This window comes from Streptomyces sp. NPDC048565, assembly GCF_040650935.1.
Lineage (GTDB): Bacteria > Actinomycetota > Actinomycetes > Streptomycetales > Streptomycetaceae > Streptomyces.
Genome location: NZ_JBEZIH010000011.1, coordinates 78221 through 101970, shown reverse-complemented (window position 1 = coordinate 101970; position 23750 = coordinate 78221). Strand labels below are relative to the sequence as shown.

Genomic DNA, 23750 nt, shown 5'->3' with positions numbered 1-23750 from the left:
CCAGGCATAGAGGTCAGTCGGCCTGGACATTATGGATATGACAATCATCCCGATGAAGGCGAGTGCCGCTGTTGGCCGCCCCCTTGTTCCTCGACCCGAAGCTCGAACCGCCCCTCACGTCCTTACTGACCTCCGACCGCTTCCTGCACGGCCTCGTGGACGGGCTCGGCTCGCCCCTCAACGTGGTCGTGCCGGAGCGGATCGCGGAGAACGTCGCACGGTTCCGGTCCGTCTACCGCCAGCACCATCTGGAAGGGGAGATCAGTTTCGCCCACAAGGCCAACAGGTCGAGCGCGCTGGTACGCCGGCTGGCGACCACCGAAGCGACGATGGATGTCGCCTCGCTCGACGAACTGCGGCACGCGCTGTCCTGCGGGTTCACCCCGGACCGCATCGGTGCGACCGGACCCAAGGAGCCCGAATTCCTCTGGCTGGCCGCACGCACCGGCGTCACGGTCAACATCGAGGGGCAGGCCGAACTGGAGTCACTGGCCTCGCTGGTGCGCCGCCACGACCTACGCCGGGCGCGTGTGCTGCTGAGGCTCTCGGACTTCTCCGGCACCGCCGTGACGTTCCTGAGCCACCGCAGCAGATTCGGCTCCCCCGCGTCGGAGCTGGACGGTCTCCTGGACACCTGCGAGCGGCTCCACGACACGGTGGAGGTCGTCGGCGTCTCCTACCACCTCGACACCACCAGCCTCGATGAGAAGGCCCTCGCGTTGGAGGGCTGCGTACGCGCCATGGACGCGTGCCGGGCCCGGGGGATGCGTCCGCGCGTGATCGACATCGGTGGCGGATTCGGGACCAGCTACCTCGCCGACGGGGCGCAGTGGGAGCGCTACACCAGCCAGCTGACCCTGGCGGCCATGGGCGGACGCGAGGCACTGGCCTGGCGCAATCACTCGTACGGGCTGAGCAGCGAGGGGGGCACCCTCCGCGGAAGCCTGGAGCTCTACCCCTCCCATCGCCCGGTCGCGGGGGCCGGCTACCTGGACGAGCTGCTGCGCGGCCCGGCCCCCACACTCGGCCTCCCGCTGGCGACCCTGCTCCTGGAGAACCTGTACGACCTCTGTGTCGAGCCCGGCCGGGCGCTGCTGGACCAGTGCGGGCTCACTCTGGCGCGGGTGCTGGAGACGCGGCGTGAGACGGACGGCACGCACACGATTCGCCTGGCGATGAACGCCGACGACTGCGCCCTCGAGGAGCACGGCATCCTCATGGATCCGATCGTCCTGCACCGGGACAGGGCACGGGAGGCGACGACGGCGTCCGTGGATTCCGCTTTCGGCGTCCATCTCCATGGAAACCTGTGTCTCGAATCCGACCTCATCACCCGCAGGCTCGTCTTCCTCCCCCGCCTGCCGGCCCCCGGTGACCTTCTGGCGTTTCCCAACACCGCCGGATACTGCATGGACTTCAACGCCCACCATGCGCAGCAACGACCACTGGCCCGCAAGGTGGCGGTCTATCACGACGCCGACGGCTGGCAGTGGCGACTCGACGATCAGTACTGGCCCATACATTCCGCAGGGGACGTACATGAGGTATGACAGCATCATCGAAACGATCGGCGACACGCCCCTGGTGCGTATCGACCCTCACGTCCACGGTCTGCGGAACATCGATCTCTACGCGAAGCTCGAATTCTGCAATCCCTTCGGTTCACTGAAGGACCGGGCCGCCTGGAACATGGTCCGGCCGGGGCTGTCCTCGGTGGCCGAGCAGGGCGGGCAGATCGTCGAACTGTCCAGCGGGAACACCGCGAAGGCCCTCGCCGCGATAGCCGGAATGCACGGGGTCGGCTTCAAGAGCGTCACCAACCGGATGAAGATTCCGGAGATCAAGGAGCTGCTGCTTCTGCTGGGGGCCGAGATCGAGGAGCTTCCGGGGCAGAGCGAATGCCTCGATCCCACGAACTCGAACGACCCTCTGACGCTGTTCCACCGCAGCCTCGGCGAACCGGGAAGCACCTACCTCCACACCGATCAGTACTACAACGCGCGCAACCCGCAGGCCCATGAATCCGGCACCGGGCCCGAGATCGTGGCCGACCTGGACGGCCGCGCCCCTGACTGGTTCATCTCCGGGGTCGGCACAGCCGGTTCCTCCACCGGAGTGGCGCGGGCGTTACGGGAGAACAATCCGAAGGTCCAGGTGGTCGGACTCGTCGCGGACAAGTCGGATTTCATTCCGGGGATCAGGAACATCGACGAGGTACAGGAGGTCGGGATCTTCGATCCGCTCACCTACGACACCCTGGAGAAGGTCACTTCGTCCGAGGCGATCGACGGGATGATGACGCTCGTCCGGAAATGCGGAATTCTGGCGGGCCCGACGGGCGGGGCGGCGTACTTCGGCGCGGTGCGGCACCTTCGGGAGACAGCGCCGCAGCTCACCGAGCCCGCGACCGCGGTCTTCATCGTGTGCGACCGTGTCGAGAGCTATCTCAGTTACATCAGGAAGCGTCGCCCGGAGCTTCTGGGGCAGCAGCCACGGAACAATTCGGCCGGGTCGGTTTCTCCCGATGAGCTGAGCGCCGCCACCGCGGTGGGCGTCACGGAGGCCCGGAAATGGATGGCCGAGGAGAAGCCCCTCGTCGTGGACATGCGTAGCCCCTACGCCTTCGCCGCCCTGCATATCGCGGGGTCGGTCAATATCGTCGACGAGCTGTTCGAGGACCTCGTGCGGGGCGGGCTGCCCTTCAGCAAGTCCCAGCCGGTACTGCTCGCGTGTCCCGTCGGCGAGAAGTCCTTGAAGTACGCGGCCCTCCTGACCCGGATGGGCCACCCCGATGTCCGCAGTCTTGCCGGGGGTGTCATCGCCTGGCGTGACGCGGGCGCGCCGCTGGTGCGCGAGTGACCCCCGTGGCGCGCGAGCCGCAGGGGGAGGATCTGGATGCCTGGAGCAGCGAGCTGCGCGCACAGTTCCCGATCGTCGCGGGCAATCCCGGTCTGGCGTACCTGGACAGTGCGGCGACCGCGCAGAAGCCCCAGGCGGTACTGGACGTGGTCCAGGAGTACCTGACGACCTCCAACGCGAACGCGGGGCGCGGCACCTATCCATGGGCCAACAGGACCACGAGCCTGATCGAGGAGACCAGGGGGCGGGTCAAGGCCTTCCTCGACGACCCGGATCCGGACACCTCGGCGGTGCATTTCGTCAGCGGCACCACCGAGGGGCTGCGCCGGGTGGCCCTGGACTGGCTCGCCGGTGAACTCCGCGAAGGGGACGAGATCATCGTCCCCTTCGCGGACCACGCGGCGAACGCCTCGCCCTGGCTGGAGGCGGTCGAGTCACTGGCCCGGCAGGGCACCCGTGTCACCGTCCTGGAGATGCCCTACCAGACCGCGTCCCGGGACTACGACACGGAGCGGCTCGGGGAACTCGTCTCCCCTCGCACGCGGTTCGTGGCCGTCACCCACGTCCACCATGTCTACGGCGCCGACATGAACGTGCACCGGGTCCGCCGGGCGGTGGGCGACTCCGTGGTGATCTGCATGGACGCGGCCCAGAGTGTCGGCCATCTCCCCGTCTCCATGACGGCTCTGGACGTCGACTTCGCCGTCTTCTCCGGACACAAGGCACTTGCACTGCCCGGATCCGGGGCCGTCTGGTCCCGGGGGAAGCGCGGGGCTCCCTTCGCCCCGCTCGGCTGGAGCGGCACGCCGAATACCGTGGGCATCGCGAGCCTGGGGGCCGCTCTGGACTGGCTGGACCGGGCCGGGCCCGAGCGCATCGAGCGCTGGACCGTGCGGCTTGCGGCCCGGCTGACGGACGGGCTGCGCACAATGGCGCCGTACAAGGTGCTGGGGTGCCAACTGAGCCTGGCGGAGCAGTCGTCCGTGCAGCAGCGGCACGGCATCGTGACGTTCAGGCACCGGGACATCGACGCGGCGGACCTCGGGTTCATCCTCTTCAGCCACGGTTTCATGGTGCGGGCGGACGGCCTCTGCCAGGGCCGGGGCGGTGAGACCCGCAGCTCCGTCCGGGTCAGCCTGCATGCCTACAGCAGCCGGGACGAGGTAGACCGGTTGTTGGAGGTGCTCGCGGGACTGACGTAGGGCCGGGCGAGAGGCCCGAGTGCTGATGACAATCGTTTTCAAGTGTAGATTCGGGGTCGCTGAACGGAACCGAGCGTGTAGAGGGTGGTACAGCAGGATGAGCGTGAGCATGTCGACGGCCCAGCTGTGGGTGGACCGTTGGGAGCAGCAGCAACAGCGGTACGCGATCGATCGCGAGGAGCGCTTCACCGTGGTCGCGGATGTCGTGGAGCATGTGACGGCCGGCCGCGCGGTCCCCCGTGTGCTGGATCTGGGGTGCGGGCCGGGGTCGCTGCCCGCGCGCCTGATCGAGCGTCTGCCGGGGGCCGAGATCGTCGCCGTCGACATGGACCCGCTGTTGCTGGCCCTCGCCCGCGCCCGTCACCCCGACGCCGCCCGGTACGTCGAGGCCGTCATCGGCGAGAAGGGCTGGACGAACACGCTCGGTCTCCAGGGGCCGGTCGACGCGGTCGTCTCCACCACGGCCCTCCACTATCTCCCCGAGGGGATACTGCGCAGCACCTACGCGGAGCTCACCGCACTGCTACGGCCCGGCGGCGTGCTGATCAACGCGGACCATCTCTCGCAGGACGGAGCCGGGTTCGCCGAGATCGCCGAGTTCGTCGGGGTCCGCAGGGCCGAGCGCCGGCACGCCTTCGACCACGAGGACTGGGATACGTGGTGGTCCGCCGTCGAGAACGAGCCCGAGCTGACGGAGCTGTGCGCGGAGCGCCGTAAGCCGGGCTTCGTCCACGCGGACTGCGCCGTCACGCTCGGCCGGCACGTCGAGCTGCTGGCCGAGGCGGGCTTCGGACCCGCCAGCCCCGTCTGGCAGGTCGGCAACAGCTACGTCCTGGTGGCCATCCGCCAGTAGCGGCGGGCCGCCGCCGGAAAGGGCAGGGGCGGCGCGGAGTCCCGCGCCGCCCCTGCCCTCACCCGACGTACCTGAGGTGGGGAGCGACGCCGCGCAGCTTCTCGCACGTCTCCTCGATCTCCTTCGCGGGCACGGACTGACCAGTGACACCGGCGCCCGCACGGAGCCACGCCCTGTCCCCCTCGTCCAGCGGGGTGCGAAGGACCAGGGCGGCGTCCAGCGAACCGTCCGTGCTGCCTCGGAAGACCGCGCCGCCGTACAGGCCCCGGGGCCCCTCCTCGTACCGTGCGAGTGCCCCGAGGGCGGCGCGCTTCCCCGAGCCCGTGGCGGTGATCGCGGGAACAGCGAAGCGAAGGCGGCCCAGGGCCCGGTACCGGTCCTGAGCCGCCCGTGACGCGCGAGGCGAGGTGCTGCACCGAACCGCGCGGCCTGACGGCCATGAACTCCTCGACCACGACGGAGCCCCGGCGGCAGACTGCCTCCATCTCGCCGCAGGCCAGGCGGGGCGCCTGTCGTCATGCTCGGATGCCTCCCGTGTTCGGTGCTCATGACGCCGCCTCAAGGCGCCATCCGTGGGCGCGGGCGCGCTGCTCCCAGAAGGAGGCATAGGTGCCGCCCGCGGTGACCAGCTCGCTGTGGGTGCCGCGCTCGGTGATCCCGCCGCCCTGAAGGACCAGGATCTGGTCGGCGTGGACGGCGGTGCCGATCCGGTGGGCGATGACCAGCAGAGCCTTCTCGGCGGCCGGCGCGCGGACGGTCCCGCAGAGCCTCGTTCTCCTGGTCCAGCGCGGCTGTGGCCTCGTCGAGGATGAGGATCGGGGCGTCCTTGAGCCCAGGCGGGCTGCCCCATGCGTGAAAGCCCCTGGGAGGAGCGGGAAACGCCCCTCCCAGGGGCTTGGTTCACACGCGCGGGCGGCGGGTCAGACGATCACGACCCGGCGTCCGCGCGTGTGACCGGCCTGGCTGTCGGCGTGGGCGACCGCCGCCTCGGCGAGTGTGTACGACTTCTCGACCGGGATGTGGAGCTTCCCGCGCGAGATGAGACCGGCCGCCTCGGCGAGCGCGTCCGGCACGCTCCCGGCCGCACCGGAGAACCGGACACCGAGAGCGGGCGCGTCCAGATCGGCGATGGTGACCACCTTGCGCGGGTCCCCCGTCAGCTCGACGAGTTCGCGGATCACGCCGGAGCCGGCCAGGTCGAGAGCCGCGTCGATCGTCCCCAACTGCCGGACCCGGCCGGCCCAGCCCTCGTCGTACGTCGTGGCCAGGGCACCCAGGCTCCGCAGATAGTCCTGGTTCGCGGCTCCCGCGGTCCCGATCACCGTGATGCCGCGTTCGCGGGCGATCTGCAGCACCGCCGACCCGACTCCCCCGGACGCACCACTGACCAGCAGCGTCTGCCCGGGCCGCACACCGACCTCACGGATGACGCGCAGCGCGGTCTCCACCACGGAGGGATATCCGGCGGCCTCCTCGAACGTCAGCCCATCGGGCATACGGGCCCAGGCCGACAGCACGGCGAACTCGGCGTAGGTGCTGGACCCTTCACCGAACACCCGGTCGCCGATCTCGACCCCGTCGACGCCCTCGCCGACCTCGTCCACCACCCCGGCAGCGTCCTGCCCCACTCCGGCGGGCAGCACCGTCGGATGGGCACCCAGGACCTGGCCCTCACGGATCCTCCAGTCGACGGGATTCACACCTGCCGCCCGCACGGCAATGCGTATCAGGCCCGGCCCCGCGTGGGGCTCGTCGACGTCCAAGACCCGCAGAACGTCCGGACCGCCGAATTCGGCGAAGCTCACTTTTTTCATACGGCGGACTGTAGCACTAACGGTTAGCGTTTTGAAGCAGCTACGGCTTCGTACCTGATAGTGTGAGGTCATGACCGTGCCGACCGGGCGCCGTGAGCGCAAGAAAGCCGCGACCCGCCAGAAGATCGCCGACACCGCCCTGCGGCTCTTCCTGGACCGCGGGTTCGACGCGGTGGGCATCCGCGAAGTGGCTTCCGAGGCCGACGTGGCCGTGACCACGCTCTTCTCCCACTTCGCCGCCAAAGAGGCGCTCGTGTTCGAGCAGGACGAGGACTTCGAGCAGCGCCTCACACGGGCGGTCACCGGCCGGGCGCCGGACGAGCCGCTCATCCCTCGGCTGCGTCAGGAGATCCACGCCCTGGTACGGCACTGCACGGCGGCCGGCGCCGCCCCGACGTGGCATCTGATCGACGCCTCACCCGCCCTGCGGAGGTATGAGGAGTCGATGAGGCTGCGTCACGCGGAGACGCTGTCGGCGGCCATCGCGGCCGATCCCGGACTGGGCCGGACCGGGACGGCGAGCCGGTCGATCGCGCGGTTCGTGATCGACGCCTATGCGCTGGCCCGTGAGGCGGCCGAGCCGGATGCCGCGGTGGACGAGATCTTCGAGATGATCGAGGCGGCCTGGGAGGTCACCGGCCGTTCTCCAGGTGCGTGAGGAGCGACTCCTCCGGGCGGACCGGCGGCCGGCCGGCGCCGACCGGTTCGCGTGTCACCAGGTGCTCCGGGTGACCGAGGACGCGGTCCGCGGCACCTGACTCGACCACGCGCCCGGCGTCCAGGACGACGACGCGGTCGGCGCAGCGGGCGTCAGCGGCCAGGTCCTGGGTCACCATCACGACGGTCAGCCCCAGCGTCCGCCGCAGGGTGTTGAGCAGGGCCAGGATGCCGCTCCCGGTGTCCTGGTCGAGCTCCGAGGTGATCTCGTCACACACCAGGACACGCGGTCCGGCGGCCAACGCCCTGGCCAGAGCCACCCGTTGACGCTGGCCACCCGACAGTTCGCCCGGCCGGCGCCCCAGCACCTGGGGCTCCAGACCGACCAGGCCGAGCAGCTTGGCGGTCTAGGCCGTCGCCTCCTCGCCGCATTCCCGGCCATGGACTTGTCCAGGCCGAGACGCGTGCGGACCTCGGCGCGTTCCGCCGGGGAGGCGTCCACCCCTGCCACGGCGCTGACCGTGTCCCCCAGGAGCACCGCCGTGATCGTGAAGACCGCCGCCGACACCCGGTTGTCGGCGGACTACGCGAAGTCGGTGCTCGACTTCGACGGCACGGTGCTCATCGAGGACCGGAGCAGAACGACCTGGGAGAACATCACCAACGTGATCCCGCTGCTCGAGGACGTCGACCGCATCAAGATCGCCTCCCGGCCGGCCCACGCCCTCAAGGCCCGGGCGTACTTGCTGCGACAGCGCCCCGACCTCGCCGAGAGGCTCTCGTACGCGCGGACGACTACCGCCCCGGCGAATGGACCTTCGCCAAACCGCTGCTGGCCCTGTACGGAGTCCGGACGCTCCGCGGCCTCACAATCGGGCTCAACCGTGCTGGACGCCGTGGTCGCCGCCCGTGGGAGCCAGCTCCCTGCTGAGCCTGAGGACGTTCTCGGCGGTCCGGGGGTCCGTTGCGCCGCGGAAGAGAGGGACGGGGCGGGCCTCGGGCCCGATGACAAGGCCGGTCCGCCCGTCGAGCGAGACGTCGGTGGCGGCGAAGACGGACGACCGGGCGGCCGTCGACGCGGAGCCGGAGGTGGAGCGCTCGAAGACCCGGCGGACCAGCGGCCACAGCAGGCGCAGCGGCGGGGAGACGATCTTCGGTGAGGTCATGGTGCCGTTCGTCATCCCGGTGGCAGCCCCGCCGGGATCGGCCGCGAAGACCGACACCTCGGTATCGCGGAGGCGTTCGGCCAGGTGAAGGGTGTAGGCGAGGTTGGCGAGCTTGGCCCTGCCGTACCAGTGGAAGCCGTAGTAGCCACCCGGAGGTTCCACGGCGTCGAAGCCGCGCTTGGCAGCCCTGACCGCGGCGGAGCTGACATTGACGATCCGGCTCGGCGCGTCCGCCTGGAGCCGGTCGAGCAGCAGCTCGGTCAGCAGGTACGGCGAGAGGTGATTGACGGCGAACGACGCCTCGACACCGTCGACGGTCCGCTGTCGTTCGGCGAACATCGCGCCGACGTTGTTGACCAGCACCCCCAGCGGCCCTTCGGCCGCCAGTCGCGCGGCCAACGCACGGACATCGCCGAGCGATGCCAGGTCGGCGGCCACGAATCGCGGTGCGCCGCCGTTCGCGACCGCCGATATCTCCCGGACGGCGCTCGCGCCTCGCTCGGGGTTGCGGCCGACCACCGTGACGGCGTAGCCGTGGTGCGCGAGCCCCTTCGCGGTCTCCAGACCGATGCCCCCGGTACCTGCCGTCACTATCGCCCGTCGACTCACTTCGACCCCTTCGCCCACCGCACAATCGGATAACCATCCGTTTCGATGCGGGCACGCTAACACATACGGATAGCTATCCGGTTGGAGTGTGGGTGACGGGATACCGCGGTCAACGCGGCGGGCGCAGCCCTTCCAGCAGAACGTCGAGGTAGAGGTCCCTGACTTCGCCGCCCCCGGAGCGCACCGCGTGTCCCACGCCGCACAGCAGACGGCGTACGTCCTCGGCCCCGAAGACTCCCCGGACGGCGCCGTCCAGGCGGGCGCGGTCCAGCAGGCTCATGACCGTCCGGTCGAGCTCGGCCTTCATCTGCGACGTCCGCACATCGACATCGCCCGCGGACTCCAGCACGGTCGCGAAGTCGGGGTCGTCCAGCATCCGGTCGAGCGTGAAGCGCAGCAGCCGGCGCAGGCCCGTCAGCGGGTCCTCCACGGCGGCCGCCGCCTGTGCCTCTTCGAGCAGCTCCCGGAAGCGTTCCGCCGAGAGCGCCTCCACCAGCGCATGCCGATTGGGGAAGTGCCGGTAGACCGTCCCGACGCCCACTCCGGCGAGCCGTGCGACGGCGTTCAGCTGCAGCGAGTTGTCACCGGCGGTCAACTGCCCGCGGGCGACCTGGAGGATGCGGGCACGATTGCGCGCGGCATCGGCCCTCAGCTCTTTCTCCTGCCCCGCTCGCGGTGTCACCACGCCAGCATAGGCAGCCGCCGCCCCGCGCGTCCTGGGCGACGAGCTGGACAGCGGCGCCACCTCCCGCGTCGGTGCACAAACCCCGTCGCACCCGCCGTCGCGCGTCGGGAGCCGGCTCAGGACCCAGTAATCCGAACCTGCCGTCGGTGTGGACCGCACACGTACACGCAGGTGCCTGACGACGCGGACTCCGTCGTCTCGGAGGGCCGGTCCTCAGCCGCGTCGGTGCGGCCGACAAGGGGTCCTACCCCCTGAAAGCCTCCAGCAGCCGCAGCCACACCTCACTGATCGTCGGGTAGGCGGGCACCGCGTGCCAGAGCCGCTCGATCGGGACCTCGCCTGCGACGGCGATCGTCGCCGAGTGCAGGAGTTCACCGATGCCAGGTCCGACGAAGGTGACACCGAGCAGGATCTCGCGGTCCAGGTCGACGACCATCCGGGCACGTCCCTTGTAGCCCTGCGCGTACAGGCCGGAGCCTGCGACCGCGGCCAGGTCCTGGTCGACGGCGCGCACCCGATGGCCCGCCGCTTCCGCCTCGGCGAGCGTGAGGCCGACCGATGCGGCCTCCGGATCCGTGAAAACGACCTGGGGGACGGCCGCGTGATCGGCGGTGGCCGCGTGCGCGCCCCAGCGGTCCGTCTCCAGCAGCGGGGTCTCCTGCGCTCGGGCCGCCATCGCGGCTCCCGCGATACGGGCCTGGTACTTGCCCTGGTGGGTGAGGAGAGCGCGGTGGTTGACGTCTCCGACCGCGTACAGCCAGTCGCTGCCCTCCACACGGCAGCTGTCGTCGACGTCGAGCCAGGACCCGGGCCTGAGGCCCACCGTGTCGAGGCCGAGGTCGTCGGTGCGTGGGGCGCGGCCGGTGGCGAAGAGGATCTCGTCGGTCTCCAGCCGTTGCCCGTCGTCCAGCTCGACGGTGACCGGCCCGTCGTGTCCTGCCCTGCTCACGCCGGTGGCCGAGACCCCGGTCAGGATCCGCGCCCCGGCCTCGGTCAGCGCCTCCGCGACCAGCTCACCCGCGAAGGGCTCCATCTTGGGGAGCAGCCGGCTGCCACGGATCAGCATCGTCACCTCGGCGCCGAGCCCCTGCCAGACGGTGGCCATCTCCACCCCGACGACTCCCCCTCCCACCACGACGAGCCGGTCCGGGACCTCCTTGGCGCTGGTCGCCTCGCGGCTGGTCCACGGCCGGACGTCCGCGACACCGGGCAGCGCCGGGACCACGGCCCGGCTCCCGGTGCAGACGGCGACGGCGTGCCGGGCGGTGAGGTCCCGCACGGATCCGTCGGCGGCCGTGACGGACACCTGGCGGACGCCGGTCAGCCGACCCACGCCGCGGTAGATGTCCGCGCCGATGCTGTCCAGCCATCCGACCTGGCCGTCGTCCTTCCAGTGCGAGGCCTCGTCGTCACGGTGGGCGAGAACGGCTTCCGCGTGGAGCGGTCCCTGCACCGCGCCGCTGAGTCCGGGTACCCGGCGCGCGTCGGCTCGTGCGACGACCGGGCGGAGCAGCGCCTTGCTGGGCATGCACGCCCAGTACGAACACTCGCCGCCGATGAGCTCGGACTCGATCACCGCGGTGCTCAGCCCGGCGGCCCTGGCACGGTCCGCCACGTTCTCCCCCACGGGGCCCGCCCCGATGACCAGGACGTCGTACTCGCTTTCCCGCACACCATCATCATCAGTCATGCGAACAGTGTGCTCGTGGGTGTGCGCAGCGGCCACATGGGCAGGCGGAATAGCGCAAGTGACGTCACCGTTGTGCCCGACAGGTCCGAACGGTCCCAGGAAGAGGTATCAGAGTATGAGCACCGTAGAGCTCACCAAGGAAAATTTTGATCAGGTCGTGAGCGAGAACGAGTTTCTGCTGATCGACTTCTGGGCTTCCTGGTGTGGTCCGTGCAAGCAGTTCGCCCCGGTCTACGACTCGGCGTCCGAGCGCCACCCCGACCTGGTCTTCGCCAAGGTCGACACGGAGGCGCAGCAGGAGCTGGCAGCCGCCTTCGAGATCCAGTCCATCCCGACGCTGATGATCGTCCGTGACAACGTGGCGGTCTTCTCGCAGCCGGGGGCACTCCCCGAGTCGGCGCTGGAGGACGTCATCGGTCAGGCTCGCAACCTGGACATGGACGAGGTACGCAAGTCCGTCGAGGAGCAGAAGCAGGCACAGCAGGGGCAGGCACAGCAGGAGCAGCAGTAGTCCCTGTCCACGTGCGACAGACGTGATGAAGGCCCGGCCGTTCGAACGGCCGGGCCTTCGTCACGCGGCGGCGGGACGGATTCAGCTGTCCGTCCCGGCCTGCTCCGTATCGGTACGCCCCGTCCCATTCCGCTCCGTCCCGGCCTCCTGCTCCTCCGTACCCCGGATGCGGTCGGCGATCCTGGCCGTCAGCCCGACATCCAGCTCCGCGCCGTCCACCAGCAGCGCTTCCACGGTGTGCGAGGCGGGGTCGATGTCCGCCTCCATGCCGTTCCCGGTGTAGTGCGGATAGCCCGACGCCCCCGTCTCCCCGGTGGCCGCCACGACCGCTGAGCGAATGGCGGTGCCTGGCGCGGGCGCCTCGGTGACGGGCTCCTCCGGTTCCGGGAACAGCAGGATCTCGTAGCTCTGCGGATGGCTCATGCCGTCGACGCTAGACATCCACGGCCACCCGCGCATGTCGCAACGCCGCCCCGCCTGCCCGGTCAGCTGGATTCACGTGGCACCGCCGCGGCACGCAGCAGTTCGTGACGCTCCGGCGCGCCGCGGGGATTCCGTACCAGACGGTCGATCATCTCGGCCGGTGACTGCGCGGTCGCCAGTTCCAGGGTGACGCTGCTGAGCCGGGGCCGCAGAAGCCTGCCGAGCATCAGGTCGTCGGCGCCGACCACCGCCGTCTCGGCGGGTACGTCGATGCCGGCGTCCTGGAGTGCCCGCATCAGCAGCATCGCGTATTCGTCGTTGTACGCGAACACGGCGTCCAGGCCCAGCGTCCGCCAGCGGGCTGCGAGCTCCTCGGCCGACTCCTCCGCGTACCGCAGGGGCAGCGGCAGGACATGGGCGTCCGCCGCCGACTCCTCCACCGCGCGCACCGCTCCGGCCAGCCGTGGTTCGGCGAACAGCGCGAGGCCGGCCTCCTGGGGCATGACCACGCCGATCCTGCGCCGTCCGCGCGCCAGCAGATGCCGCACGGCGCAGCCGCCGACCTCGCGCTGGTCCATGACCAGGGCATGCGCGCCCTCCACCGGTTGCGGGCCCAGCGTGATCACCGCCTTGGCCCCGGAGCGGGTGAGCACCCCGGTGCCGTACGCGGTCAGGGTGATGCTCCCGGGCGACACGACGGCGACGGGGCGCAGTTCCGCCCACGCCCTGGCCGCCTCGTCGGCGTCCAGGCCGGCGCTGCCGTACTGCACGACGACGTAGTCGAGGCGGCGCAGACCCGACTCGAGCCCGGCGAAGAACCGCTGGTAGGCGGGTCCCGCCTGGGCCTGTCCTGCGGGCAGCAGCACCATCCCCGTGTGCCCGGCCCGAAGGCTCCGGGCCGCCGCGTGCGGGACGTAGCCGAGATCCGCCGCGGCCTCTCTGACCCGGCGGCGGGTGGATTCACTGATCCGCACGCTCGTGTTGTTGTTCAGTACGTAGGACACGGTGGCCCGGGACACTCCTGCGAGCCGCGCGACATCGGCGCTGGTCGGTACGGAGACGCCCGCGGGCTGCTCGGATAACTGGCTCATGGCGTGCGGCAGTCTTCCAGACCACTACGCCGTGTCGGCGGGCCGGGGCACCGTTACGCTCCGGCAGCCCGCGTCGGGCAAGGGGTTCGCGGCAGGGACATGCCTGGTGGCCTCCGTCGACCGTGGTCGAGGGGGCCTCTGTTCGCTCGGCACACCACCCTCCGCTCCGGCGCTGCGTGGAACGACCGAGCTCACTCCCCCGTCGATGGTGTTGCCTGCTGCTCCATCCCCCGCTCGTCCTGTACTGATCGCCTGCTTTATCGCGTATGAAGCGCGAAACTGGTCCGAGTCCGGCCCGAGTTGTCGGACCGGCACCGGAGTTCCCCTTGCCCAGCCCCATGCGTGAAGGACCTGAAGGAGTCGACGATGCTCATCGGAGTGCCCCGCGAACCGGCCGGGGAGACGCGGGCAGCCGCGACCCCCGCGACGGTCGGACAGCTGAAGGGCCTGGGCTACGAGGTGGTGGTCGCGGCCGGGGCCGGTGAGCTCTCCGCCTTCGGCGACACGGCGTACGCCGAGGCAGGGGCCCGGATCGGTACCGACGACGAGGCGTGGGCGGCCGATGTCGTCCTCCGCGTCAACGGCCCCTCGCTCGACGAGATCACGCGGCCCAAGGACGGTGCCACGCTGGTATCGACGCTGGCGCCGGCCGCCAACCCCGAACTGATCGACGCACTCGCCTCCCGCAAGATCACGGTGCTCGCCATGGACGCGGTGCCGCGCATCAGCCGCGCACAGTCGCTCGATGTGCTCTCCTCGATGGCCAACATCGCCGGCTATCGCGCGGTCGTCGAGGCGGCCCACCAGTTCCGCCGCTTCTTCACCGGCCAGGTGACGGCCGCGGGCAAGGTGCCGCCGGCGAAGGTGCTCGTCGCCGGTGCCGGGGTCGCGGGTCTGGCCGCGATCGGCGCCGCGTCGTCGCTGGGCGCGATCGTACGAGCCACCGACCCGCGCCCCGAGGTCGCCGACCAGGTGGCATCGCTGGGTGGCGAGTATCTCCCCGTCGTCGTCGCGGAGGAGGCTCAGCAGTCATCGGACGGCTACGCGAAGGCGACGTCCGAGCGCTACAACGAGGCTGCCGCCCGGCTGTACACCGAGCAAGCCGCCGACGTCGACATCGTCATCACCACCGCGCTGGTCCAGGGCCGTCCCGCGCCGCGGCTGATCACCGCCGCCGACGTGGCGTCGATGAAGCCCGGCAGCGTCGTCGTCGACATGGCAGCGGGCATGGGCGGCAACGTCGAGGGGAGCGTCGCGGGCGAGAAGGTCGTCACCTCGGGCGGCGTCACGATCCTGGGTTACACCGATCTCGCCGGCCGTCTCCCCACCCAGGCAAGCCAGTTGTACGGCACCAATCTCGTCAACCTGATGAAGCTGCTGACCCCCGGCAAGGACGGCCGGCTCGTGCTCGACCTCGAAGACGAGGTGCAGCGCGGGATCACCGTCGTACGTGAGGGCGAGAAGCTGTGGCCGCCGCCGCCCGTCCAGGTGTCGGCGGCGGCGGTGGCGTCCCCCACGACCGTGGCAGCCGTTCAGCCGGCCGCGCAGGAGGCGAAGCACCTCTCCCGGGGCGCGAAGCTCGGGCTCGTCCTCGCCGGCCTGGCCGCCTTCTTCCTCGTCAACGCCTTCGCCCCGGCACCCGTCCCCCAGCACTTCACCGTGCTCTCACTCGCGGTCGTCATCGGCTACTACGTCATCGGCAAGGTGGCTCACGCGCTGCACACCCCGCTGATGTCGGTCACCAACGCGATCTCCGGCGTCATCGTCGTCGGAGCGCTCCTCCAGGTCGGCATGGACCACACGCCGATCCAGATCATGGCCGGCATCGCCATCCTGCTCGCCTCCATCAACATCTTCGGCGGCTTCGCCTCCACCCGGCGCATGCTCGCCATGTTCTCGAAGGGTGCCTGACATGTCCGCCGGCTCGATCGCGACCGCGGCCTACCTGGTCGCGGCCCTCCTGTTCGTCCTCAGCCTCGCGGGGCTCTCCAAGAACGAGTCGGCCAGAGGAGGCCTGACCTACGGGGTGGTCGGCATGGCCGTCGCCCTGGCCGCCACCATCGGTCTGTGCCTGCACGACTCGACCGCACGCGGCCGGGTCGTGGTGATCCTGGTGGCCGCCGTCGTCATCGGCGCGGCCATCGGCCTGTGGCGGGCCCGGGTCGTGCGGATGACCGGCATGCCCGAACTGATCGCGCTTCTCCACTCCTTCGTCGGTCTGGCGGCCGTGCTGGTCGGCTGGGCGTCGTACGTCGAGGTCGAACGCGAGGGCCTGGCGACCTTCGCCGGGTCCCTGCTGCGCATCCATCACGCCGAGGTCCTCATCGGCATCTTCATCGGCGCGGTCACCTTCACCGGCTCGATCGTCGCCTACCTCAAGCTCAGCGCGAAGATCAAGTCGGCGCCGCTCGTACTGCCGGGCAAGAACGTGCTCAACCTTGGCGCACTCGTCGCCTTCGCCGCGCTGACCGTGCGCTTCGTGATCTCCCCGGACGCGTGGCCGATCGTCGCGGCCACCGCGATCGCCCTGCTCTTCGGCTGGCACCTGGTCGCCTCCATCGGCGGCGGCGACATGCCGGTCGTGGTCTCGATGCTCAACAGCTACTCCGGCTGGGCGGCAGCGGCCTCGGGCTTCCTGCTCGACAACGACCTGCTGATCGTCACCGGCGCGCTCGTCGGCTCCAGCGGTGCGTATCTGTCGTTCATCATGTGCCGGGCGATGAACCGCTCCTTCCTCTCGGTCATCGCAGGCGGCTTCGGCATCGAGGCCGGCCCGTCGGGCGACGTCGAGCAGGGCGAGCACCGCGAGATCACCGCGGAGGAGACCGCGGAGCTGCTGACCGGTGCCTCGCGAGTCGTGATCACGCCGGGCTACGGCATGGCCGTCGCGCAGGCGCAGTATCCGGTGGCCGACCTCACCCGCACCCTGCGCGAGCGGGGCGTCGACGTCCGATTCGGCATCCACCCGGTCGCCGGCCGCCTGCCGGGCCACATGAACGTGCTCCTGGCCGAGGCGAAGGTGCCCTACGACATCGTGCTCGAGATGGACGAGATCAACGACGACCTGGCCGACACCGACGTCGTCCTGGTCATCGGCGCCAACGACACCGTCAACCCGGCCGCCATGGAGGACCCGGGCAGCCCCATCGCCGGCATGCCCGTCCTGCGCGTGTGGGAGGCGAGGAAGGCCATCGTCTTCAAGCGGTCGATGGCCGTCGGCTACGCGGGCGTGCAGAACCCGCTCTTCTTCCGGGAGAACACGCAGATGCTCTTCGGCAACGCCAGGACGAAGGTGGAGGAGATTCTCCACGCGCTGCAGCGGGTGCCGGTCTGACGGTGTGGTGGTCCCGTGCGGCAGCCACCGCGCGGTACGTTCCGTCGACCCGCTCCACGGATCCGGCCGTACAGGTTCTACGGTGTTCCGATGACGTTCCAGCACACCAATCACAGCAGCGACAGCACGACCGACTTCCCCGGCCGCAGCGGTCCCGCCGCCACCACGGAGGCGGAACCCCTCGACGTGGGGCCCGTCCGCACCTCGTACGCACCCGACCGCGACGGCGATCCGGACCCCGGCGAAATCGTCTGGACCTGGGTGCCGTTCGAGGAGAACGACGGCCGGGGCAAGGACCGGCCGGTTCTCGTCGTGGCCCGGGAGGAGCGGGGCACCCTCCTCGCCGTGCAGCTGTCCAGCAAGCAGCACGATAGCGACCACGAGTGGGTCTCCCTGGGCGCGGGCCCGTGGGACAGCTCGGGACGGCCGTCCTGGGTGGACCTGGACCGGGTCCTGCGGCTGCACGAGGACGGGATGCGACGCGAGGCCTGTGCGCTGGACCGAGGGAGGTTCGACCTGGTCGTGGGGCGGCTGCGGGAGCGCTACGGCTGGAACTGACCGCCGGCCGGGGAGGGGCGGCAGCGGCGCGGCCTGGCGCTCGTGCGGGTGCGCCCGTGTGGTGCATACGGGGCATGCTGGACGCCGTGACGGCATGGGCGCGATCGGTTCAGGGCGCGCAGGGGCACCCTTGTGCGAACTCCCGGTAAGGGTTTGGGTGGGAAGGAAGCACCCGAAGAGGAGGCCCAGCATGCCCCCGGACACTCTCGGTCAGCACGGCCCGCCCGTCGACGCGGCGCCGCTCGGTGAGGAAGAGGCGGAGGATCTGCTCCGCGGCATATGTTTCAAGACCGGGCCGCCCCGGACGGTCGGTGTGGAGCTGGAATGGCTCATCCACGACCGTGAACATCCCGAGGACGCCGTCTCCCCCGACCGGCTCCGCGCCGCGGCCGACGCCGTCCGCGCCACCCCGCTGGACGCCGCCCTGACCTTCGAACCGGGGGGCCAGCTGGAGCTCAGCTCCCAGCCGGCGGAGTCCATGATGGCGTGCGTCGACGCCACGGCCGCCGATCTGACGTCCGTACGCGACACGCTCGACCGGGCCGGGCTGACCCTGGCCGGCCTGGGCGTGGACCCGTGGCATCCGCCGCGCCGGCTGCTCCGGGAGCCACGCTACGACGCCATGGAGGCGGCGCTGGACCGCTCGGGCACCGATGGCCGCGCCATGATGTGCACCTCCGCGTCCGTCCAGGTCTGCCTGGACGCCGGTGAGGAGGAGCCGGGTCCCCTCGGCTACGGGCGGCGCTGGCAGCTCGGGCATCTGCTGGGCGCGGTCCTGGTCGCCGCGTTCGCCAATTCGCCGTACCGGGAGGGCCGGCGGACCGGCTGGCGGTCGACGCGGCAGTCGCTGTGGGCGGGTCTCGATCCGGCCAGGACGCTCGCGCCGCAGGGCCGTCTCGCGCCCCGGGACGCCTGGACCACGCATGTGCTCGCCACGCCGGTGATGTGCGTCAGGAACGAGGACGGCCCCTGGGCCGTACCCGAGGGTCTGACGTTCCGGGACTGGATCCGCGGCGGTGGGCCGAGGCCGCCGGTGCGGGCCGATCTCGACTATCACCTCACCACGCTGTTCCCACCGATGCGCCCGCGCGGGCACCTGGAACTGCGCATGATCGACGCCCAGTCCGGCACCGACGGCTGGCTCGTACCACTGGCCGTCACCACCGCTCTGTTCGACGACCCGGAGGCAACGGAGACCGTGTACCGCACCGTGAAGCCTCTGGCCGAGACCGCGGGGCTGCCGGCCGCGCCCCGCAACCCGCTCTGGACGGCCGCCGCCCGTGACGGCCTCAGCGATCCGGAGCTGGCGGCCGCGGCGCTCGCCTGCTTCACGGCTGCGCTGGAGGCGCTGCCGAGGATCGGGGCGAGCGACCACGTCATCAGGACGGTTGCCGCCTTCCATGACCGCTATGTGGCCCGGGGCCGATGTCCGGCCGACGATTTCCCCGACCCGGCGCAGGTCCCGTACGGAAAGGGCTTGGTCCGATGACTGACACCTCCGCTCCGCACCCCGGCGGGGAACTCGACGCGGAGACGCTCCGCGAGCGGGCCCTGGCCGCGCTTCTCACCGCCCGGGAGCGCACCGCGCTGCTCACCGACAGCGTCGACGATCACGATCTCACCGCGCAGCACTCCCCCCTGATGTCGCCCCTGGTCTGGGACCTGGCGCACATCGGGAACCAGGAGGAGCTGTGGCTGCTGCGGGCCGTGGGCGGCCGCGAGGCGATGCGCCCCGAGATCGACGGGCTGTACGACGCCTTCGAGCACCCCCGGGCCAGCCGGCCCTCACTGCCCCTGCTGGCACCCGCCGAGGCGCGTGTGTACGCCGCCGATGTGCGCGGCAGGGCACTGGACATCCTCGGTGCCGCTCCGCTGCACGGCGGGGGCCGGCCACTGGAGCGGGCAGGGTTCGCCTTCGGCATGGTCGCCCAGCACGAACAGCAGCACGACGAAACGATGTTGATCACTCATCAGCTCCGCTCGGGGCCGGCGGTGCTCAGCGCCCCCGAGCCTCCGGAGCCCGCCGGTCCGGTGACGCTGCCCTCCGAAGTCCTGGTCCCCGGAGGTCCGTTCACCATGGGCACCTCCACCGAGCCCTGGGCCCTGGACAACGAGCGTCCTGCGCACCGACGCGAGGTGGCCGCGTTCCACATCGACACCGCCCCGGTCACCTGCGGTGCCTACCGGCGTTTCATCGAGGACGGCGGGTACACCGAGGAGCGCTGGTGGGCCCCCGAGGGCTGGGCGATGGTGCGTGAACACGAACTGACCGCTCCCCTGTTCTGGCACCGTGACTCCGGGCAGTGGCTGCGGCGGCGCTTCGGTGTGACCGAGGCCGTGCGGGCGGACGAACCGGTGCTCCACGTCAGCTGGTACGAGGCGGACGCGTACGCCCGCTGGGCGGGCCGGCGTCTGCCGACCGAGCCGGAGTGGGAGAAGGCCGCCCGGCACGACCCCGCCTCGGGGCGTTCGCTGCGCTACCCGTGGGGCGATGAGGACCCGACACCCGAGCGGGCCAATCTGGGCCAGCGCCATCTGCGGCCCGCGGCGGCCGGGGCGTACCCGGGCGGCCGGTCGCCTGCGGGCGCGGGCCAGCTGATCGGGGACGTGTGGGAGTGGACGTCGAGCGACTTCCTGCCCTACCCGGGCTTCGCCGCGTTCCCGTACCGCGAGTACTCGGAGGTGTTCTTCGGGCCGGGGCACAAGGTGCTGCGCGGTGGTTCGTTCGCCGTCGACCCGGTGGCCTGCCGGGGCACGTTCCGCAACTGGGACCTTCCCGTACGGCGCCAGATCTTCTCCGGTTTCCGTACGGCGAGGGACGCCTGATGTGCCGTCATATCGCTTATGTGGGGCCCTCGGTGGCGCTGGGCGAGGTACTCTCCTCGCCCTCCCACGGGCTGGTGCGCCAGTCCTGGGAGCCACGGCGTCAGCGGTCGGGCACCGTCAACGCCGACGGGTTCGGTGTCGGCTGGTACGCGGACGGGGACCCGGCGCCCGGCCGCTACCGCCGCGCGGGACCGGTATGGGGCGACGAGACCTTCGCCGATCTGACCCGGGTGGTGCGCAGCACGGCGCTGCTCGCCGCGGTCCGTGACGCGACGTTCGCCGGGGCGGACGGGGAGGCCGCCGCGGCTCCCTTCGCCGATGGGCGGCTGCTGTTCAGCCACAACGGCGCGGTGCGGGGCTGGCCGGGCTCGCTGGCGTCGCTGGCCGGGGAGCTGCCACCCGAGAGGCTGCTGGCCCTGGCGGCACGGAGCGATTCGGCGCTCATCTGGGCGCTGGTGCTCCACCGGGTGGGGCAGGGTGACGAGACAGCGCGGGCGATCGTCGACACGGTGCGTGACATCGGCTCCGCCGCCCCCGGTTCACGCCTCAACCTGCTGCTCACCGACGGCTCCAGGATCGTGGCGACCACCTGGGGCGACTCCCTCTGGTATCTCCACGAGGCGGGCCGCCGCACGGTGGTGGCCTCGGAGCCGTACGACGAAGATCCGCACTGGCGCGAGGTCGCCGACCGCACTCTGCTGACCGCGACGCGCGACGATGTCCTGCTGACCCCGCTCAAGGAGCCCACCGCGTGAGTCCCTTCCTGCTGACCCGCACCCTGCCCGCGGACGCGACGGACGCGGCGCTGCGCGCCGATGTGCTCGGCGGTCTGACGCGGCGCCCGAAGACGCTGCCGCCCAAGTGGTTCTACGACGCGCGCGGCAGTGATCTGTTCGAGGAGATCACCCGGCTGGACGAGTACTACCCGACGCGTGCCGAGCGGGAGATCCTGATCGCCCGCGCCGGGGAGATCGCCGCGGCGTCCGGGGCACGGACCCTGATCGAGCTGGGGTCGGGCTCGTCGGACAAGACGAGGCATCTGCTGGAAGCGCTGCCGGCGCTGGACACGTATGTGCCGGTCGATGTCAGTGAGAGCGCGCTCTCGGGTGCGGCCGACGCGCTGCTCGCCGAGCGTCCCGAGCTCTCCGTGCACGCGCTCGTCGCGGACTTCACGCATGTCCTGGAGCTGCCCGAGAGCCCCGGGCCGCGACTGGTGGTGTTCCTCGGCGGGACGCTGGGCAATCTGCTCCCGGCGGAGCGCGCGGAGTTCCTGCGGTCGGTACGCGCGCGGCTCGCGCCGGGTGACGGGCTGCTACTGGGCACCGACCTGGTCAAGGACGAGGCGACCCTCGTCGCGGCGTACGACGACGCTGCGGGGGTGACGGCCGCGTTCAACAAGAACGTGCTGGCCGTGGTGAACCGCGAGCTGGGGGCGGACTTCCCGCCCGACGACTTCGCTCATGTGGCGCTGTGGGATCCGGACAACGAGTGGATCGAGATGCGGCTGCGTGCCCGCCGGGCGCTGACGGTCAAGATCCGGGAGCTGGATCTGGTGGTGCAGTTCGACGAGGGTGAGGAACTGCGCACGGAGATCTCGGCGAAGTTCCGTGAGGACAGGGTGCGCGACGAGCTGGCGGCGGCGGGCCTGCGGCTGGATCAGTGGTGGACGGACGAGGCGGGCAGGTTCGCGCTGTCGCTGGCGACGGCGGACTGAGCCGCCCGTGCCAGGTCCCGCCGTCCGGTCCCACCGCCGGCCCGGGCGGCGGGGACGGCGGGGACGGCGGGGACCTGAGGCAGGACATGGATCTCGGCGGTGAGCCCCGCGGCGGTCACCACGCGCCACAGCGAGGCGGCCAGCGGGTCGTCCCCGACGAACGCGGCGGCCCCCGCCGCGTTCGTCGTCGCCGTGCGGTAACGGATGCGGACCGGGCGGACGGCGGAGCCGGCGTCGATCGCCGCCTGGAAGGCGGCGGCCCGGAACCGGCCGCCGCCGCTCCGGCCGCACCAGGTGCTGCCCTGCGGGAACACCGCGACCCGTGACCCGGACGCCAGTGCCCCGGCGAGGGCCCGCACCGCGTCCGGCAGGGCCCGCAGGCGGTCCCGCTCGATGAACAGGGTGCCGCCCAGGGCGGCGAGCGGCCCGAGCAGCGGCCAGGTCCGTATCTCGCTCTTGGCGACCATCCGGGCGGGGAACACGCCGGCCACGAGCGGGATGTCCAGCCACGAGACGTGGTTGGCGACGACGAGCTCTCCCGCCGTGGGCCGGGCCCGGCCCACGGGGAGCCCGGTGACCCGTACCCGTACGCCGAAGGCCCGCACCACCGCGCGGGCCCACCGGCGGATCAGCCGGTCGCGCCAGGCCGGCGCCAGGAGCAGCACCGCCGGCACGCTCAGCACCCCGAGGAGGGTGAGGGAGCACCCGGCCAGGAGCAGGGCGACGGCGTGCGGTGTCGCGCGTCGGGCGCCCTCGTGGTGTGCGCAGTCGCGCGGGGTGCAGGGGGCGAGGGGCAGCCAGGCGCTCATCGCAGCGGGGCCAGGGAAAGGAAGTGGCGCAGATAGCGCGGGTCCGTGCGGTGCATCGGGAGCAGGACGTAGAGGTCGGCGACGTCGAAGTCCGGGTCGTGGGCGGGCGCTCCGCAGACCCAGGCGCCGAGGCGGAGATAGCCGCGCAGCAGCGGCGGCAGTCCGGCGCGGCCGCCCGCCCCGCCGCCGGGGTGTCCGGAGGTGTCCCAGAGGCGGTGGGGGGTGACCCAGTACTCCTCGGGGGCGAGGTTGTGGGTCCGCACGGTGTCCCAGCTCCTGGCGGCCAGTGCTCCTCCGTCGGCCAGGGGTATGGAGCAGCAGCCGGCCAGCCAGCTGTGGCCGGTGCGCTCCATGTAGCGGGCCAGGCCCGCCCAGATCAGCGCGATGACGGCACCGTCCCGGTGGGCGGGGTGGACGCAGGACCTGCCCACCTCGACGAGGTCGTCGCGGATCGGGCCGAGCCGGCCGAGGTCGAACTCGCCCTCCGCGTAGAGGCCGCCCGCGAGCCTGGCTCCCTCGGGCGGCAGCAGCCGGTAGGTGGCGACCACCTCCGCCGTGGCCACCTCGCGCACCAGCAGGTGGTCGCAGTACGCGTCGAAGGCGTCGCTGTCCAGACCGGGTTCGGTGCTGTCGAGCCGGGCGCCGAGCTCGCCGGCGAACACGAGGTGCCGCAGGCGCTGAGCGGCACGTACGTCGTCCTCGCAGGTGGCCAGGGAGACCCGGTAGCCCGAGGGGGCGTCGGCGGTGGCCGGACGCCGATCGGGCACGTCGGCGGGGGTGAGGGGTGCGGGGGCTGAGGAGGTGAGCGGCAGCACGGTCATGGCGGTCTCCGGGGGACGGATCAGCGGGGGCCGGCTGCCGCCGCGGGGGTGCGACGGCCCGGCCCCCTACTTCTTCCGTGACCGGCTGGATTCGACATGACCGCCGTGGAGCGAGGGGATGTGCGACG

At 71.3% G+C, this 23750-nt stretch carries 21 protein-coding genes and 4 pseudogenes; 14 read left to right on the top strand and 11 right to left on the bottom strand.

Features of this window, described 5'->3' with window-relative positions; all coding sequences use genetic code 11:
• The first annotated feature begins 68 nt into the window (after window positions 1-68).
• The 4 genes from AB0C75_RS15770 to AB0C75_RS15755 all read left to right on the top strand — a co-directional run bounded on the left by AB0C75_RS15770 (window position 69) and on the right by AB0C75_RS15755 (window position 4914).
• Window positions 69-1550 carry a Y4yA family PLP-dependent enzyme gene (locus AB0C75_RS15770; protein WP_362891202.1) on the top strand — a complete coding sequence of 494 codons (1482 nt, stop codon included), beginning with the start codon at window positions 69-71 and terminating at the stop codon, window positions 1548-1550.
• A complete protein-coding gene (locus AB0C75_RS15765) occupies window positions 1540-2859 on the top strand; it encodes a pyridoxal-phosphate dependent enzyme (RefSeq protein ID WP_362891016.1) in 1320 nt (439 codons plus the stop codon). Before AB0C75_RS15770 ends, AB0C75_RS15765 begins: the two co-directional genes overlap by 11 nt.
• The gene (locus AB0C75_RS15760) at window positions 2856-4061 is read left to right on the top strand and encodes an aminotransferase class V-fold PLP-dependent enzyme (RefSeq protein ID WP_362891014.1); all 1206 of its coding nucleotides are present in this window, start codon (window positions 2856-2858) and stop codon (window positions 4059-4061) included. Before AB0C75_RS15765 ends, AB0C75_RS15760 begins: the two co-directional genes overlap by 4 nt.
• A gap of 97 nt (window positions 4062-4158) precedes the next feature.
• On the top strand, window positions 4159-4914 hold the full coding sequence (locus AB0C75_RS15755) for a class I SAM-dependent methyltransferase (protein ID WP_362891012.1): 756 nt from the start codon (window positions 4159-4161) through the stop codon (window positions 4912-4914).
• A gap of 58 nt (window positions 4915-4972) precedes the next feature.
• Here AB0C75_RS15755 and AB0C75_RS15750 read toward each other — a convergent pair.
• The 3 genes and pseudogenes from AB0C75_RS15750 to AB0C75_RS15740 form a co-directional block, all read right to left on the bottom strand.
• Window positions 4973-5423: pseudogene (locus AB0C75_RS15750) on the bottom strand (chorismate-binding protein); the annotation flags it as partial.
• A 36-nt stretch (window positions 5424-5459) separates the two neighbouring features.
• Window positions 5460-5745: pseudogene (locus AB0C75_RS15745) on the bottom strand (ABC transporter ATP-binding protein); the annotation flags it as partial.
• A gap of 89 nt (window positions 5746-5834) precedes the next feature.
• Entirely contained in the window at window positions 5835-6728 is an 894-nt protein-coding gene (locus AB0C75_RS15740; protein WP_362891010.1) for an NADP-dependent oxidoreductase, read from the bottom strand.
• Window positions 6729-6798: 70 nt separating this feature from the next.
• Between AB0C75_RS15740 and AB0C75_RS15735 the strand changes: the two genes are divergently transcribed.
• Window positions 6799-7386 carry a helix-turn-helix domain-containing protein gene (locus AB0C75_RS15735; protein ID WP_362891008.1) on the top strand — a complete coding sequence of 196 codons (588 nt, stop codon included), beginning with the start codon at window positions 6799-6801 and terminating at the stop codon, window positions 7384-7386.
• Here AB0C75_RS15735 and AB0C75_RS15730 read toward each other — a convergent pair.
• A pseudogene (locus tag AB0C75_RS15730) lies at window positions 7361-7789 on the bottom strand (ATP-binding cassette domain-containing protein); the annotation flags it as partial. The gene AB0C75_RS15735 and the pseudogene AB0C75_RS15730 sit on opposite strands and share 26 nt — an antisense overlap.
• A 159-nt stretch (window positions 7790-7948) precedes the next feature.
• On the opposite strand from AB0C75_RS15730, the pseudogene AB0C75_RS15725 reads away from it, so the two are divergent.
• Window positions 7949-8316 (top strand): annotated as a pseudogene (locus AB0C75_RS15725) (ElyC/SanA/YdcF family protein); the annotation flags it as partial.
• On the opposite strand, the gene AB0C75_RS15720 reads toward AB0C75_RS15725, so the two are convergent.
• From AB0C75_RS15720 to AB0C75_RS15710, 3 genes are all read right to left on the bottom strand, one after another.
• Complete coding sequence (locus AB0C75_RS15720) at window positions 8264-9160, bottom strand: SDR family NAD(P)-dependent oxidoreductase (protein ID WP_362891006.1); 897 nt, start codon at window positions 9158-9160, stop codon at window positions 8264-8266. The pseudogene AB0C75_RS15725 and the gene AB0C75_RS15720 sit on opposite strands and share 53 nt — an antisense overlap.
• 109 nt (window positions 9161-9269) lie before the next feature.
• A complete protein-coding gene (locus tag AB0C75_RS15715) occupies window positions 9270-9842 on the bottom strand; it encodes a TetR family transcriptional regulator (RefSeq protein WP_362891004.1) in 573 nt (190 codons plus the stop codon).
• 247 nt (window positions 9843-10089) lie between these two features.
• The gene (locus tag AB0C75_RS15710) at window positions 10090-11535 is read right to left on the bottom strand and encodes an NAD(P)/FAD-dependent oxidoreductase (RefSeq protein ID WP_362891002.1); all 1446 of its coding nucleotides are present in this window, start codon (window positions 11533-11535) and stop codon (window positions 10090-10092) included.
• Window positions 11536-11650: 115 nt separating this feature from the next.
• Here AB0C75_RS15710 and trxA point away from each other — a divergent pair, with 115 nt between their 5' ends.
• Complete coding sequence (gene trxA / locus AB0C75_RS15705; protein ID WP_362891000.1) at window positions 11651-12046, top strand: thioredoxin; 396 nt, start codon at window positions 11651-11653, stop codon at window positions 12044-12046.
• A gap of 81 nt (window positions 12047-12127) precedes the next feature.
• On the opposite strand, the gene AB0C75_RS15700 is transcribed toward trxA, so the two are convergent.
• Together AB0C75_RS15700 and AB0C75_RS15695 are read right to left on the bottom strand one after the other, a co-directional pair.
• On the bottom strand, window positions 12128-12469 hold the full coding sequence (locus AB0C75_RS15700) for a hypothetical protein (RefSeq protein ID WP_362890998.1): 342 nt from the start codon (window positions 12467-12469) through the stop codon (window positions 12128-12130).
• Between the two features lie 62 nt (window positions 12470-12531).
• Complete coding sequence (locus AB0C75_RS15695) at window positions 12532-13560, bottom strand: LacI family DNA-binding transcriptional regulator (protein ID WP_362890996.1); 1029 nt, start codon at window positions 13558-13560, stop codon at window positions 12532-12534.
• 366 nt (window positions 13561-13926) lie between these two features.
• Between AB0C75_RS15695 and AB0C75_RS15690 the strand changes: the two genes are divergently transcribed.
• From AB0C75_RS15690 to egtD, 7 genes are all read left to right on the top strand, one after another.
• Window positions 13927-15471: a Re/Si-specific NAD(P)(+) transhydrogenase subunit alpha gene (locus AB0C75_RS15690; protein ID WP_362890994.1), complete on the top strand. Its 1545-nt coding sequence runs from the start codon at window positions 13927-13929 to the stop codon at window positions 15469-15471.
• A 1-nt stretch (window position 15472) separates the two neighbouring features.
• Complete coding sequence (gene pntB, locus AB0C75_RS15685) at window positions 15473-16894, top strand: Re/Si-specific NAD(P)(+) transhydrogenase subunit beta (protein ID WP_362890992.1); 1422 nt, start codon at window positions 15473-15475, stop codon at window positions 16892-16894.
• Between the two features lie 90 nt (window positions 16895-16984).
• Window positions 16985-17452 carry a type II toxin-antitoxin system PemK/MazF family toxin gene (locus AB0C75_RS15680; protein WP_362890990.1) on the top strand — a complete coding sequence of 156 codons (468 nt, stop codon included), beginning with the start codon at window positions 16985-16987 and terminating at the stop codon, window positions 17450-17452.
• 190 nt (window positions 17453-17642) lie between these two features.
• Window positions 17643-18941, top strand: a complete 1299-nt coding sequence (egtA, locus tag AB0C75_RS15675; protein WP_362890988.1) for an ergothioneine biosynthesis glutamate--cysteine ligase EgtA — start codon at window positions 17643-17645, stop codon at window positions 18939-18941.
• Window positions 18938-20278 (top strand): ergothioneine biosynthesis protein EgtB, encoded by a 1341-nt coding sequence (gene egtB / locus AB0C75_RS15670; protein ID WP_362890986.1) that lies wholly within the window; start codon window positions 18938-18940, stop codon window positions 20276-20278. Before egtA ends, egtB begins: the two co-directional genes overlap by 4 nt.
• The gene (egtC, locus tag AB0C75_RS15665) at window positions 20278-21033 is read left to right on the top strand and encodes an ergothioneine biosynthesis protein EgtC (RefSeq protein WP_362890982.1); all 756 of its coding nucleotides are present in this window, start codon (window positions 20278-20280) and stop codon (window positions 21031-21033) included. Before egtB ends, egtC begins: the two co-directional genes overlap by 1 nt.
• A complete protein-coding gene (gene egtD / locus AB0C75_RS15660; RefSeq protein ID WP_362890980.1) occupies window positions 21030-21992 on the top strand; it encodes an L-histidine N(alpha)-methyltransferase in 963 nt (320 codons plus the stop codon). Before egtC ends, egtD begins: the two co-directional genes overlap by 4 nt.
• On the opposite strand, the gene AB0C75_RS15655 is transcribed toward egtD, so the two are convergent.
• Window positions 21935-22801, bottom strand: a complete 867-nt coding sequence (locus AB0C75_RS15655) for a lysophospholipid acyltransferase family protein (RefSeq protein ID WP_362890978.1) — start codon at window positions 22799-22801, stop codon at window positions 21935-21937. The genes egtD and AB0C75_RS15655 overlap by 58 nt on opposite strands.
• A complete protein-coding gene (locus tag AB0C75_RS15650) occupies window positions 22798-23622 on the bottom strand; it encodes a GNAT family N-acyltransferase (RefSeq protein ID WP_362890976.1) in 825 nt (274 codons plus the stop codon). Before AB0C75_RS15650 ends, AB0C75_RS15655 begins: the two co-directional genes overlap by 4 nt.
• Between the last annotated feature and the right edge of the window lie 128 nt (window positions 23623-23750).